Raw genomic sequence first — 13,498 nt, forward strand, 5'->3', positions numbered from 1 at the left:
CGCCGCTGGGTGCGCAGCTGTGCCTTCCGGCATCGGCCACAAACGCGATCAGATCATGGCTATCAAGGGCGCGGTCGCCAATAACGATGGCACCGTGCCTGAAGTCTGCGCGCAATGGCCCAACTCTGCGACTGTCGGGCTGTTGGCCGGGAGAAAGGAACGATCAGACCGGCAGACGGTTCTCGTTAATCACAGTATTGGCCTTGGTGCTCAGCCCCACAAAGAAGCGCCAACGCAGTTATCCGGCCCCTTTTGCGCCCGCCGATTTATCGTTGGAGTTGTTCATCGGCACGATCGAGCGCGAACTTCGTGCTGCCAGCGCCTCGACAACGCGCCCGCCAGTCATCGACCCGGGAAGTACCGCGCGGGCAGTTCGGCAACAGCGACCCAATGATCGTCCGAATGGTTCCGACAGTTCGAATGCACTATTTCGGAATTCCTTCCAGAAGCCTTGGATCGGTCAATTTTCCCGCACGCACGGATTACAAGTGCAGGGCCTAGCCGACTGCACCGGGTTCCCGCGCGGATGTCAGGGAATTTGCGTGGCCAACTTCCGCAGGGTTTGCGCGGCAATGTCCAGCGTCTGCAGCTTGGTCATGAAGCGCGCGACCACTGCCGGATCGTCGGCCAGTTCGTCGGCCAGCGCTTCCATCGCAGCGGCGGTATGATTGACTTCCTCGCGACTCAATTCGGTCGAGAACAGCGGGGCAGGGGTCTTGGGTGCCGGCGCCGAGACGAACTCGGCCTTGGCCATCTTCACCGCAGCATCGACTTCGGATTGTGTGCGGCGGCCTGAGGGCAGCCACTGACCGACATCGGCTGTGTTGCGGAACCGTATCCCGGCCTTGCCCGGTTTGACCCAGACGACATGCGCTTCGAGCGAGAGATCGCCGCGATGCAGCAGACATGGTGTGCCCGCGAGCGGCAGCACCGGGCCCTCGACCAGCGCGCCATTGGACGACATGTTGCGCACCTTGACCGTTTCGCGCGCACCCGAGGTGACGAGCGCGGCCATGACGAACATATTGGTTCGCGGTTCTGCGCGGGCGCAATTGGGATAGGCTTCCCGATTTTCATATGCGGCTGATAGCATGTCGTTTCCCTGAAACCCTCATGAAGCGGTCTTCGGCAATATTGGCTGATCTTAACCCTATGTGGAAATACTGATCGGCGTGCCTCATCAAGGCCGGCAAACCGGCCCCGCGCTCCAAAAGTGAAAGGCCCGCCGCTCTTGCAAGCGGCGGGCCCGATATCCCGTTGCCTGGGATTTAGGAGGATTAGCGGAGCAACGAGAGAACGTTCTGCTGGCTCTGGTTGGCCTGTGCCAGCATGGCGCCCGAAGCCTGGCTCAGGATCTGCGACTTGGCGAGCGCGGTCGTTTCAGCCGAATAGTCGGTGTCTTCGATCCGCGAACGTGCGTCGGACAGGTTGGTGATGTTGCTGTTCAGGCCGTTCACTGCCGATTCCAGACGGCTCTGGCCGGCACCGAGAGTGGCGCGAGCCCCGCTGATCGCGGTCAGGAGCGTGTCCGAGTTGGTGATGGTGGTGGCAGCGGCACCGGTGGTCGAAACGTCGGCGACGACTGCGGCACCCGAGTGCATGGTGCTGACGTCGAGAGCGTCGATCGACAGGGCGATCTGGCTGCCCGAGTCCGCGCTTGCCTGGATGTTGACGGTGCGTGCTGCACCGGCGTTACCCGTACCCGTGTCGAAGACGGCAACACCGTTGAACTTGGTGTTGTTCATCACGTCGCTGATCTGTGCGGTCAGCTGGTCGACTTCCTTCTGCATGTTGGCGCGGTCCGTGGCACCGTAGGTTTCCGAGGCCGACTGGACGGCCAGTTCGCGGACGCGCTGCACCATGTTGGTGACTTCGCCGAGCGCGCCTTCAGCGGTCTGCGCAAGCGAAATGCCGTCGTTGGCGTTGCGGACTGCCTGGCTCATGCCCTTGACCTGCGAGGTCATCGAGGTCGCGATGGCGAGGCCGGCGGCGTCGTCTTTCGCGCTGTTGATGCGCTTGCCGGTCGACAGGCGTTCCATGGCGGTGCCCAGCGACTTGCTGGCAGCGTTTGCGGCATTCGACGCCTTCAGCGCGCCGATATTGGTGTTGATGACGTTCATGGCTCATGTTCCCTTTGGTCTACGATCACTGCCCTCCCGGTCAGGATGCGGCAGCCGTGAACCAGACCGGCAAAATCGGCGCGGGATTAAGTGGGAGGGCGAAATCTGTGGTGTGAAGAATTAACCATCCTCGTAAATCTACCAGCCCTAAAATTATCCAATCTTTGGCCGTGGGGGTGGCATTTCCCGGTTCGTCGATAAGACTTGCCATTTGGGGGCACTGATGGACGGGATTACGAAGACTTCGAATTTTTCGCGCTTGCACGGACCGATCGAGGCCCGAATGGCGGGGATCGCGTCGTCTCTCTTCATGGAGCGGCCAGTGACGCTGGCGGACGAAAGCGATCTCGCTTCGAATCGCGACGCGCGTACCATTACGCTCGCGCGCGGCGAGAAGCCCGCGATCGAACTCGCCGGTGTCGGTGGCACGCTTACCTATAGCGATCCCATCGCCGAAAGCAGCATCGCCGCGCTGGTCGCGATGACTTACGCCGGACAGGGGCCGGTTGCGGCCGATCCCGCGTCGCTGTCGATCATCGCGCTGGCCGATCGTCTCGCGCGCACCGAGATTCCGGTGCTGATCAATGGCCCGACCGGGACCGGCAAGGAAGTCCTTTCCAATTTCATCCACCGCCGCAGCGCCCGCGCGGACAAGCCATTCATCGCCGTAAACTGCGCGGCAATTCCCGAAACCATGCTCGAAGCCTTGCTGTTCGGTCACGAGAAGGGCTCGTTCACCGGGGCCAATGCGGCGGGCGAAGGCTTCTTCCGCGCTGCCGATGGCGGCACCCTGCTGCTGGACGAGATTGCCGAAATGCCGCTGTCGCTGCAGGCGAAGCTGCTGCGCGCGCTGCAGGAAGGCGAAGTCGTGCCGATCGGCGCGACGCGCCCGGTCAAGGTCGATGTCCGCATCATCGCCTGTGCCAACCGCGATCTGCCGCACGAGGTTCAGGAAGGCCGCTTTCGCGCCGATCTTTATTATCGACTCAATGTCTTCCCCATCGAGATGCTGCCGCTGCGCGAGCGTCGGGCAGACATCGCGCCGCTGGCCTTCGCCATGCTGCTGCGTCATGTCGCCAAGGGTGAACGCATGCCGTGGATCGGCGATGCCGCGATTGCCGCGCTGACCGAATATGCGTGGCCGGGCAACGTCCGCGAACTCGAGAACGTCATGCGCCGGGCACTGCTGCTCGCGCAGGGCAAGGACGCCATCGAAGTCGAGCATATCGTGTTCGACATGACCGCGCGCGCGGTCGAGAAGCCGGTCGAGCCCGAAGTTGAAGCGGCGCCGGAAGCACCGGCCAAACCGGCCAAGCTGTCTAAGATCGTTCAGATATCCGAAGCGCGCGCCATCATGGAAGCGCTCGACGCGGTCGGTGGACACCGTGCCAATGCCGCGCGCGCGCTGGGCATCAGCGAGCGTACCCTCCGTTACCGACTGGCCTCCTTCCGTGAAGCCGGTATTGCCGTGGGAGCAGGCCGATGAACCCCGTAGGCGGAATTGGTGGGGGCGGCTCGATCGAACAGATCATCGCCCTGCGCCAGCAGATCATCGATCGTTCGAAGGTCCTGCAGGAAGTCCACCAGCCCAAACCCGCGGCGCCGACCGAAACGACGGCCACGACGCCCAGCTTTGGCGATACGCTGCGTACCGCGCTCGACAACGTCAATGCGGTGCAGGCCGAATCGGGGCGGATGACGGCCGCCTACGAACGCGGGGAAGAGACCGATATCGCCAAGGTGATGCTGGCCCGACAGGAGTCGAGCGTCGCCTTCGAAGCCACACTCCAGGTGCGCAACAAGCTGCTTGCCGCGTACCAGGAAACCATGCGGATGGGGATTTAATCCATGAACGGTCTGGTTCCTGCCGATAGCCCCGGCGGCGGCAGCAGCGGCATGCTCGCGCCGCTCACCACCGGGACGGGTACTTTTGGCGAGCGCCTGCGCGCCTTCACCGCGCAGCCCGCCGTCAGGAAAGTGCTGCCCTGGTTTGCCGGGACTGCCGGTCTCGGCCTGATGGCCCTGACCTGGGCGACCCTGTCGCCTGCGCCGCAGCGCGTGCTCTATTCATCGCTCGGCGATGCCGAGCGTGCCAGCGTGGTCGCGTCGCTCGACCAGGCCGGTATCAATTACACGATCGACAACAATACCGGCACGCTGACCGTGGGCGAAGACGATGTCTATCGCGCGCGGATGCTGGTCGCCTCGGACGGCTCCCTGGCTGCACCGGCGAGCGGCACCGACCTTATCGAAAGCCTGCCGATGGGCGCCAGCCGGACGCTCGAGGGCGACCGTCTGCGCGCGGCGCAGGAACGCGAACTCACTCTCACCATCATGGAGATCGACGGTGTCGAGGCCGTGCGTGTCCACATCGCCAAGGCCGAACGGTCGGTTTTCGTGCGCGAGGACGTTGCACCATCGGCATCGATCATGGTGCGCCTCGCGCGGGGTCGCCAATTGACCGATGGCCAGGTCATGGCGATCACCAATCTCGTCGCGGCTTCGGTGCCGGGGCTGGGGATCGATGCGGTCAAGGTCGTCGACCAGCATGGTAAATTGCTGACCCAGGCGCGCGATCCCAATACCGGCCGGGTCGATATGCAAGCGCAGATGGAGGCCAAGCTCAATGCGCAGGTCGACCAGTTGCTGGCGCCGATGTTCGGTGCCGGTGCCTTTACCTCGCAGGTCCAGGTCGAGCTCGACATGAACGAGGTTACTTCCGCGCGCGAAAGCTATGACAAGGACGGCACCGTCCGCCGCGAGACCACGCAGCAATCGCAGAGCAATGCGACGCAGGCGGGCGGCATTCCCGGCGTGCTGGCGAATACGCCGCCTGCCGATGGAGAAGCGCGCGAAGGCGCGCCCGAAGACACGCAGAATGCCGGCGCCGCCGGCGGCGTAGGCGAAAGCAGCGCAACGCGGGTTTACGAACTCGGCCGCGAGGTCTCGGTCTCCAATCTCTCCCCCGGTTCGATCAAGTATCTTTCCGTGGCCGTCGCCATCGACCAGGCTGCCCTGGCCGAAGCGAGCGCGGCCGACATCAACAAGGTCAAGGAACTCGTCTCGGCCGCGGTCGGTGCGCGGGAAGACCGTGGCGATCAGGTAACCGTGGTCATGCGCGCCTTCGAAAAGGTCGAAGCGGCGGAAATCCCATTCTACGAAACCAGCTGGTTCGGCATGGCCGTCCGCAACGGTGTCGCCATCCTTGCCGTGCTGTTGGTCTTGCTGCTCGCGGTGCGGCCGGCCGTCAAGGCGCTGCGCAGTGGACCGAAGAACGGCGGCACTCTTGAGCCAAGCGGGCAGGCGCTCGCACCGGCCCTTGGCAGCCCCAGCATGGGCGCTGTCACGCCGTACGACCGCGAGGCGCTTGATGGCCAGATCGAACTGGCCCAGCGGATCGCGCGCGAAAACCCGGATGATGCCGTGCTCGCGCTGCGTCGCATGCTGGCCGAAGACGTGCGCCCGGGAGTCTCGGCATGACCGCGCCCGCACCGCGCCTTCTCGGCGGCACCGACAAGGCCGCCATCATGGTCATGTTGCTGGCCGAAGAGGATGCATCGAAAATCCTCGGTCAGCTCACGCCCGACGAATTGCGCCAACTGGCCGGTACGATGTGCGGGATCGGTGAAATCGAGCCGCAGGCGATCGCGGATGCCATCGCAGGCTTCTCGCATTCGACCGAGAATGGCGGCATTTCGGGACATGGGCGGGTGGACAACGTTCGCAAGCTGCTCAACAGCGCAGTGGGCGAGGTCAAGACTGACAATTTGATGCGCCAGGTCGCGCCCGAGGCGGAGGAAGAAAGCCTCCCCGCGCTCGGACTGCTGCGTTGGCTCGATCCGAAGATAATCGGCGAGATCCTTGCCGACGAGCATCCTCAGGCGATCGCGGTTCTCCTGCTGCAACTCGATACCGAGGTGGCTGCGGCCGCTCTATCGGCGCTGCCCGAAGACCTGCACACGCCGGTGCTTCACCGGGTTGCTCGACTGGGTCCCGTGTCGCGCCAGGCCATCGAGATCCTCGAGCAGACGCTCAATGCGAAGATCGAACAACTGCACGGGACCATCCCGCTCACCATGGGCGGCATCAAGCATGCGGCCGAGATCATCAATCGTTCGCATCGCAACGTCGAGAAACGCGTGCTGCCCACGATCGGCAAGATCGACAAGCAGCTCGCCAAGGAACTCGAGAACGAGATGTTCAAGTTCGAGCACCTGTTTGCGCTCGATACGAAGATGACCGGCGTGCTGCTGCGCGAAGTCGAAAGCGATACGCTGATCCTTGCGCTCAAGGGCCTCGAAGAAGACCAGCGCGACCAATTCTACGGCGCCATGTCGTCGCGTGCCGCCGACGGTCTGCGCGACGAGATCGAAATGCGCGGACGGGTCAAGAAGGCCGATGTCGAAACCGCGCAGAAGGAAATTGTCGCCATCGCCAAGCGTCTCGTGGCGCAGGGCGACCTGATCATGGGCGAGGGCGACGAAGATTATGTCTAGGATCGCCTACGCCGCGCTGGGAAAGCGGGGGAATTTCGCCCGCGACGACCGCTATACCAAGCCGCAGATGGAAGTCGCAGCCGCCGAAGTCGAGGTCGAGGATGCGGCCGAGAAGGCCTATCGTGCGGGCTACGAGGACGGGCAGGTTTCCGCGCGCGCCGATTTCGAAGCGCAATTGCAGGCGGAGCGGGCCGGGCGTTCGGCGATCGAACTGGCCTTCGCCCGCTTCGATGCCGAAAGCGAGCGCCTGTTGCGCGACCGGATGCTCTCCACGGTTCAAGCGCTATGCGAGGAAGCCGTGCTTCCGCTCGCGCTCGACGCGGAAGGGCTTGCCCGGCGCGTCGAAGCGGCGGCCGCCATGCTGCAGCGCAAGCACGACCGGCGGATCATCCATATTCATCCCGAAGACCTCGAACTGGTCCGCGACAATGTGACCGGCGATCTCGAGCTCGTGGCCGATGGAAGTGTGGAGCGCGGTGGACTGCGCGTCGAGACCGATGATGGCGGGGTCGAGGACGGCCCTCAGCAATGGCGCCGCGCGCTCGCCGAAATTTTCGATACATGCAAGCACTGATCGACACGACTCTCGAGGCGGTCGAGGGCGCCTCGCTCGACCTCGCGCCGCGCCGGTTCGGCCGCGTTGTGGCCTGCGACGGCGGACTGATCGAGGTGTCCGGTCTTGGCGTGCCGATCGGCTCGATCTGCACCATCGCGCAGGGCGCGTCGACCGAGCACCGCGCCGAGACGATCGGGTTTCGCAACGGCCATACGATGATGATGATGCTGGGCGATACGGTCCTGTTGCGCCCGGGAGCCATCGTGCGACCGGAAGGACGCCCGGGCATGCTCAGTGTCGGCACCGAGTTCCTCGGGCGTGCTGTCGATGGATCGGGCGAACCGATCGATGGCGGCGGACCGATCATGACGACGACCAGTTGGCCCGCCGGCGGTCGCCGTGTCGGGGCACTCGACCGTTCGCGCGTGACTCAGGTGTTCGACAGTGGCATCCGTTCGCTCAACGCGCTCACTACCTTCGGCGTCGGCCAACGCATCGGCATCATGGCGGGTTCTGGCGTCGGAAAGTCCGTGTTGATGGATATGATCGTCGATGGCGCCCAGGCCGATGCGGTAGTCGTCGGACTGATCGGCGAACGTGCACGCGAGGTTTCCGATTTCGTTACGCGCCACATGTCGGGGGACCGCGCGGCAAGCACCGCGATCGTCGCCGTTCCCGCCGATCACGCCGCCAATCTGCGGCTTCGCGGCGCGATGTTGGCGACATCGATCGCCGAGCAACTGCGGTCGCAGGGCAAACGCGTGCTGCTGATACTCGACAGCCTGACCCGCGTCGCACATGCGGCGCGCGAAATCGGTATCCTGCTCGGCGAACCGGGGGCCGCCCGCGGCTATCCACCCTCTGCCCTGGCGACGATCACCAAGCTGATCGAGCGGGCCGGCAATTCGGAGGAATCGGGCGGGGCGATCACCGGGATCTATACCGTGCTCGCCGATGGCGACGACCAGAACGATCCGGTCGTCGACACCGCACGCGCCATCCTCGACGGACATATCGTACTTTCGCGCGAGATTGCGCAGCGCGGTCAGTATCCCGCAGTCGACGTGGGTGCCTCGCTCAGCCGAGTAATGAACGATATCGTCACCGCGGAACATGCCGCCACCGCCCGCCGGTTCAGGGCCTTGAGCGCAACTTACGAGGCCAATCGCGATCTCGTCATGATGGGCGCCTACCGGCAGGGGGCCGACCCCTTGCTCGATGAGGCAATCGCGCTGCACCCGCGCATGTGCCAGTTCCTTTCCCAGGGCGGCAGCGAAAGCGTGGATATCGCAACCGCTTTCGCCCAGATGACGGAGCTTGTCGGTCGTGACGGTTGAGCGACGCAAACTCAAGCGCGCGCAATTGATCCAGCGAATACGCACCGTCGAGCGGATGCAATCGGCTGTCGCTGCCAGCGAAGCCGAGGCCGCCCGCGCGCGCCTCGTCGGCGTCGCCGAGCGAACGCGCAGCCTTGCCGCGCACTATGCGCACCGCGAGGGCGAGATGGTCGGCGCCGATCTGCGCTCCGGCAGCGCGATGCGCGACCAGCTACAGAAGCTGACCGAGCTGAGCGAGAAGCAGGCGGAGGAAGCCGAACTGCAGTCGCAGGCCAAGCGCGAAGTGCTCGCGCAGTCGGACATGCGCCTGCGCAAGGCCGAAGAAGGCACGCGCGATCTCGTGCGCGCGATTGTCGCCGGTCTCGAAAAGGGCTGATTGTTCCGAAGTTTGGCACGCTTCTTGATAGAATGTCCGCGAACAAAAAGCGGACCTTCTATGACCCTTTCATTCAGCCTCCCCAGTTCGAACGATACGTCTTCGATCCTTGCCGGCCTCGATAGCGAGAGCGGGCGGAAAAGCACGGTTTCGGAGGGGGCTGACGGCTTTGCCGACCTGTTGAACAACCTCGCATCGATCGTCCCGCCAGCCAGTTTTGCTCCGGGCAAGACCGAGGGCGAGGGGCAAGGGCGGCAAACCAGCGATCTGCCGACCGGCAAAAGCTTGCCGGTTGCGATGCAGGAGCTGCCGGTCGGCGGGGACGGCGAAGCCGGCGCGGATGGAATCGGGGCGGAAATCGCCACCGTCATTCCGTTCGCATCGCTCACGCTGGCAGCTACTCCGATCGTATTGAAGGGTTCCGCCGCAACCGTTTCGGTTTCGCCCGAAGGCGGCGAAACCACGGCCACTCCCGCGCCCATGCTGCCGACGCTGGCGCGCGTTGCGGGGGGCGAGCGACAGGAAGGTACGCCGACGACGCACACGCCGGCAACCAAGGGTCAGGTTGCCGCTCCCTCGGGTGAGCCGAAAGGCGAAGGACTGCAGGTGCGCATTTCCGCTGCATCCGAACCGCGCGATGCGCGGATCACCGGTGCTACGCCCGCACTCGAGCGCGGCAAGGCGCGGCTCGAATTGCCCGCCGCTGCTTCCCCAATTGCAGCGAGGGTCCAGACGGCGCCCGGCGCCGCGACGCCTGTTGTCCATACCGGTGCATCGGCCGAAACCCTCGCTGGTGAAAAACCGCAATCGCTAGCAAACACTCTTCACGTGGCAGCGACGGCAGGTCGCGTTGCCGTGGCACCGTCCACCAGACTTTCGCCCGACGATGCGAGGGTCGCAGCCAAGCCTGCCACCATCGAACTCGGGGCCGCATCTGCCGCTTCCGCAAAGCCGGAAACCGCCGCGGCGCAACAAGGCGGCGCGGTCGAGCGGCCTGCGGCGGCAGTTTCGCAACCCGCACGGGCGAGCGAATTGGCAGCCGGCGCATCGACGAGCGATCGCAGGCCCGGCGAGGACACTGCGGCGGCAGACAAGGCCGCGCTTGCGCCGCGGGCAACCGCCGGCGCCGAGGGTTCGAAACCCATGCCGCAGGCGCAGGCTTTCGCGGCGCCGGTCGACGGGCTGGGTACCGCCGCTCGGCCCCTTGCCAGCGCGACGCCCCAAGCGGTCGTCAACGATCCTTTCGCCGACGTGGAACGCGTGGTCGAACACCTCATGGCAGCCCGCCAGGTCGATCTGTCCAAGCCGGCTGCGATTGCCGTCGCGCACCGCGAATTCGGCGCGCTGACCGTGACCTTTGACCAGTCGGCGGCTGGCGGAATGAATGTCGAGATCGCCGCCGAGAACAGCGAGGCCCAGCGCGCGCTGGCCGCCGCCATGGCCAATGATCGCGGCACCACCCGCCAGCAGGACAGCGTCGCGCAGCCCCACCAGGCGCAGAACCAGCCCGCGCCGACCACTTCGGAACGCGGCGGATCGGCGAATTCGGGCGGATCAAGCCTCGCCAATGGCAATGCCGAGGAGCAGCGCTCCAGCAATTCCGACCAGCGCAGAAGCCACGGCGACCGGGCTGCAAGCCAGCCCCATGCTCAGCCGCAGGCGTCATCCGACGATGCGCTTTACGCCTAATTAACCATCTTTCTTCACACGCAGGATTACACCATGGCCAACGAACAAGCCTCAGACTCCGAAGCGAAGGAACCCGCCAAGAAGAAGGGCGGCAAGCTCAAGCTGGTGATTTTCTCGGCCCTCCTTCTGGGCGCCGGCGGTGGCGGCACCTATGCCGCCTTTGCGAGCGGCATGCTCGGGGTCGGTGGCGCTGAGGCGGAGGACCCGAACCCGCAGCTGGTGCTCAAGGGCGAGGACGATCCCTATCCTGTCGGCGAAACCGGCAAATCGAAGGACAAAGCGCCCGTCGTGCATGGTGTGGGCGGCGGTGAATACCGTACCGCCTATTACGACTTTTCCGACGAGTTCACTTCGAACCTCGCGGATGGGACAGCGCTGGTCCAGGTGACGCTGGCGGCATCGACACATTACGACGGCCGCGTGCTGATGTGGCTCGGCGAGCACGAAACCGCGCTGCGCTCGCGCATTCTCGCCGAACTCGCCGCGACCAGCGAGGCCGATCTGGCCAGCGTGAGGGGCAAGGAAGAGCTGCAGAAGCGGCTGACCGCGGCGCTCAACGAGGTGCTGGAGGAGCGCGAGGGCTTCGGCGGCGTCAACAACGTCTACTTCCGGTCGTTCATCGTCCAATGATGAACACCCCGATCCCCGAGGCAGCGGCACGGGCTGCGCGCCACTGCGACGAGCTGCTCAGCAAGGCTGCCACTCCGCCCGATCTCGATCTCGAGTTCGCGCGCTTTGCCCGTGGCTTTGCCGAACAGGCGAATACCCATTTGTCCGTCCTGTGCGACGACCGCGGCCTGACCGCCGAAATCGTCGACACAGGGCTGCAGCCGGTTGGCGAATGGTACGCCACGGTCGGCGCGGCGCACCGCCACAGCTTCTTCTCGCTCGGCCAGGAAAGCCGCGGCATCCTCGTCTCGGTTCCGATCGGAGAACTGGCGGGCCAATTCGAGCGTATTCTCGGCGGCACCGGCGAGGTCGACGAAAGCTGCACCACCCTGCCAGCCTCGGCCATGCGGTTTGCGCAGCAGTTCGAGGACAAGATGGCGGAAATCCTGCGTCGCACGAGCGATCGCCGGGAAATCGCCGCGACGGCCAATGGCGACGAAGTCGAGCAAGTCGCCCCCTTCGGGGCAAGCGAGCGTGTCTGGACGGCAACGCTTGCCGTCTCTTCGGTCAAGTGCCCGCGCGTGTGGCAGGTTCGCCTCGCGGTATGCAATGCGATGATCGCCGAAATCGTCGGCACGCGCGCGGTATCACCAGCGACCGGGCGTACGATCGGTGCGCGCGGGATCGATGGTTCGGCGATCGCCGAAGTCGACCTGCCGCTGCGCGCAGTGCTGGTGGATGTCCCGATGTCGGTGGCTCGGCTGGCAAGCCTCGCGCCCGGCGCGGTCATCCCCGTCGCGGTCAACCGCAACGTGCCGCTGCTGACCGGTAATCTCACGATCGCGCACGGCTGCGTCGGCGAACTCGACGACCGTGTCGCCCTCGAACTCACCCAATCTTTCCTCTCGGAGTAGAACACATGGCTTCGCATGCAGACGGCTTCGGCCTCATCCAGGACATCGATGTCCGCCTCACCGTAGAACTCGGCCGCAAGTCGATGCGCCTGCGCGACGTCCTTGCGCTGGGCGAATCCAGCGTGATCGAGCTCGACCGCCTGACCGACGAGCCGCTCGACATGTTCGTCAATGGCAAGCTGATCGCCCGCGGCGAAGTCATCGCTCAGGGGAGCCGTTTCGCCATCCGGGTGCTCGAGATCGTCGGTGCATCGCCAAGCGAACCTTCGATGGATCGTCGGCCCCAGCCGCTTACGGTTACGCCGGCCGGTGCGGGCGAGGCTGCCTGATGCTCTGGTACGTCCTCAAGCTCCTGATCGTATTGCCCGTGATCGGGCTGATGATCTGGGGCAGCCTCAAGCTGGCCAAGAAGATGCAAGGTCAGTTCGGTGCGCCTGCCGGCGGCAGCAAGGCGGTGCGCATCGTCGAAAGCACCATGCTTTCGCCGACGCTGCGTCTCGCCGTCATCGAGTTTCACGGCCGTGAAATCCTCGTTTCGACCTCGCGCAACGGCCTGACGCGCCTGGCCGAGGCCCCGGCCCGGGCGCAGACGCAGCCCCTGGCGCAACCCCAGACGCAGGACCTGCTTCAGTGATCGTTCGCGTGACCAAATGGGCTGCGGCCCTGGCAGCGCTCGCCTACCCTGCGCTTGCCAGCGCGCAGACCGGCGATGCCGCCGTATCGGGCGCGCTCGACCGCGCCTTCGGGCAGATGGCGGGTGCGGGCGGTGAGCCGCTAAGCCTGTCGCTCCAGCTTCTGCTGGTGATGGGCCTGTTGACCATCCTGCCGGCGCTCCTGCTGATGATGACCAGCTTCACCCGCATCATCGTGGTGCTGGCGATCCTGCGCCAGGCGCTGGGCCTGCAACAGTCGCCGCCCAACCAGGTGCTGATCGGAATCAGCCTGTTCCTCTCGCTGTTCATCATGGCACCCACGCTGGAACGCGTGAACGAGGCCGCCATCGCCCCCTATTCGGCGGGCGAGATCGGCGCCGAAGTCGCGATCGAACGCGCCGGCGACCAGTTCCACAGTTTCATGATCCGCCAGACGCGCGAATACGACCTAGAGATGTTCGCCGACATCGCCGGGGCTGGGCAATTCGACAGTCCGCAGGACGTTCCGTTCTCGATCCTGCTGCCCGCCTTCGTCACCAGCGAGCTGAAGACCGCCTTCCAGATCGGCTTCATGCTGTTCCTGCCATTTCTCGTCATCGATCTCGTCGTCTCCAGCGTGCTTATGAGCCTGGGCATGATGATGATGAGCCCGATGATCGTATCTCTGCCTTTCAAGCTGCTGCTCTTCGTCCTCGTCGACGGCTGGGCGCTGCTGATGGGTTCGCTCGCCTCAAGCTTCGGATAGATA

At 64.8% G+C, this 13,498-nt stretch carries 15 protein-coding genes; 13 read left to right on the plus strand and 2 right to left on the minus strand.

Annotated features, from left to right (window positions below; all coding sequences use genetic code 11):
• Positions 1-529 precede the first annotated feature (529 nt).
• Together ASS64_RS10565 and ASS64_RS10570 are read right to left on the minus strand one after the other, a co-directional pair.
• Complete coding sequence (locus ASS64_RS10565; protein ID WP_067693931.1) at positions 530-1,093, minus strand: PilZ domain-containing protein; 564 nt, start codon at positions 1,091-1,093, stop codon at positions 530-532.
• A gap of 184 nt (positions 1,094-1,277) precedes the next feature.
• A complete protein-coding gene (locus ASS64_RS10570) occupies positions 1,278-2,120 on the minus strand; it encodes a flagellin (protein WP_067693934.1) in 843 nt (280 codons plus the stop codon).
• A 223-nt stretch (positions 2,121-2,343) separates the two neighbouring features.
• On the opposite strand from ASS64_RS10570, the gene ASS64_RS10575 reads away from it, so the two are divergent.
• Genes ASS64_RS10575 through fliP form a run of 13 tightly spaced genes read left to right on the plus strand, consistent with a single transcriptional unit; the run spans position 2,344 to position 13,495 of the window.
• Positions 2,344-3,606 carry a sigma-54-dependent Fis family transcriptional regulator gene (locus ASS64_RS10575; RefSeq protein ID WP_067693937.1) on the plus strand — a complete coding sequence of 421 codons (1,263 nt, stop codon included), beginning with the start codon at positions 2,344-2,346 and terminating at the stop codon, positions 3,604-3,606.
• The gene (gene fliE, locus ASS64_RS10580; protein ID WP_067693940.1) at positions 3,603-3,965 is read left to right on the plus strand and encodes a flagellar hook-basal body complex protein FliE; all 363 of its coding nucleotides are present in this window, start codon (positions 3,603-3,605) and stop codon (positions 3,963-3,965) included. The genes ASS64_RS10575 and fliE overlap by 4 nt, the downstream gene beginning before the upstream one ends.
• A gap of 3 nt (positions 3,966-3,968) precedes the next feature.
• Positions 3,969-5,600, plus strand: a complete 1,632-nt coding sequence (gene fliF / locus ASS64_RS10585) for a flagellar basal-body MS-ring/collar protein FliF (protein WP_083508312.1) — start codon at positions 3,969-3,971, stop codon at positions 5,598-5,600.
• Positions 5,597-6,616 carry a flagellar motor switch protein FliG gene (gene fliG / locus ASS64_RS10590; RefSeq protein ID WP_067693942.1) on the plus strand — a complete coding sequence of 340 codons (1,020 nt, stop codon included), beginning with the start codon at positions 5,597-5,599 and terminating at the stop codon, positions 6,614-6,616. The genes fliF and fliG overlap by 4 nt, the downstream gene beginning before the upstream one ends.
• Positions 6,609-7,190 carry a FliH/SctL family protein gene (locus ASS64_RS10595; protein WP_067693945.1) on the plus strand — a complete coding sequence of 194 codons (582 nt, stop codon included), beginning with the start codon at positions 6,609-6,611 and terminating at the stop codon, positions 7,188-7,190. The genes fliG and ASS64_RS10595 overlap by 8 nt, the downstream gene beginning before the upstream one ends.
• Positions 7,178-8,509 (plus strand): FliI/YscN family ATPase, encoded by a 1,332-nt coding sequence (locus ASS64_RS10600; protein WP_067693948.1) that lies wholly within the window; start codon positions 7,178-7,180, stop codon positions 8,507-8,509. The genes ASS64_RS10595 and ASS64_RS10600 overlap by 13 nt, the downstream gene beginning before the upstream one ends.
• The gene (locus tag ASS64_RS10605; RefSeq protein ID WP_067693951.1) at positions 8,499-8,885 is read left to right on the plus strand and encodes a hypothetical protein; all 387 of its coding nucleotides are present in this window, start codon (positions 8,499-8,501) and stop codon (positions 8,883-8,885) included. Before ASS64_RS10600 ends, ASS64_RS10605 begins: the two co-directional genes overlap by 11 nt.
• 60 nt (positions 8,886-8,945) lie before the next feature.
• The gene (locus tag ASS64_RS10610) at positions 8,946-10,574 is read left to right on the plus strand and encodes a hypothetical protein (protein WP_067693954.1); all 1,629 of its coding nucleotides are present in this window, start codon (positions 8,946-8,948) and stop codon (positions 10,572-10,574) included.
• A gap of 33 nt (positions 10,575-10,607) precedes the next feature.
• A complete protein-coding gene (locus tag ASS64_RS10615) occupies positions 10,608-11,204 on the plus strand; it encodes a flagellar basal body-associated FliL family protein (protein ID WP_067693957.1) in 597 nt (198 codons plus the stop codon).
• Positions 11,204-12,097 carry a FliM/FliN family flagellar motor C-terminal domain-containing protein gene (locus ASS64_RS10620; protein WP_198147696.1) on the plus strand — a complete coding sequence of 298 codons (894 nt, stop codon included), beginning with the start codon at positions 11,204-11,206 and terminating at the stop codon, positions 12,095-12,097. Before ASS64_RS10615 ends, ASS64_RS10620 begins: the two co-directional genes overlap by 1 nt.
• 5 nt (positions 12,098-12,102) lie before the next feature.
• Positions 12,103-12,426, plus strand: a complete 324-nt coding sequence (fliN, locus tag ASS64_RS10625; RefSeq protein ID WP_157075165.1) for a flagellar motor switch protein FliN — start codon at positions 12,103-12,105, stop codon at positions 12,424-12,426.
• Positions 12,426-12,731, plus strand: coding sequence for a flagellar biosynthetic protein FliO (locus ASS64_RS10630; RefSeq protein WP_067693964.1), 306 nt, complete (start codon positions 12,426-12,428; stop codon positions 12,729-12,731). The genes fliN and ASS64_RS10630 overlap by 1 nt, the downstream gene beginning before the upstream one ends.
• Entirely contained in the window at positions 12,728-13,495 is a 768-nt protein-coding gene (gene fliP, locus ASS64_RS10635) for a flagellar type III secretion system pore protein FliP (RefSeq protein WP_067693967.1), read from the plus strand. The genes ASS64_RS10630 and fliP overlap by 4 nt, the downstream gene beginning before the upstream one ends.
• Positions 13,496-13,498: the final 3 nt, after the last annotated feature.

Origin of the sequence: Erythrobacter sp. AP23, from assembly GCF_001542855.1 — a bacterium.
Taxonomy (GTDB): domain Bacteria; phylum Pseudomonadota; class Alphaproteobacteria; order Sphingomonadales; family Sphingomonadaceae; genus Qipengyuania.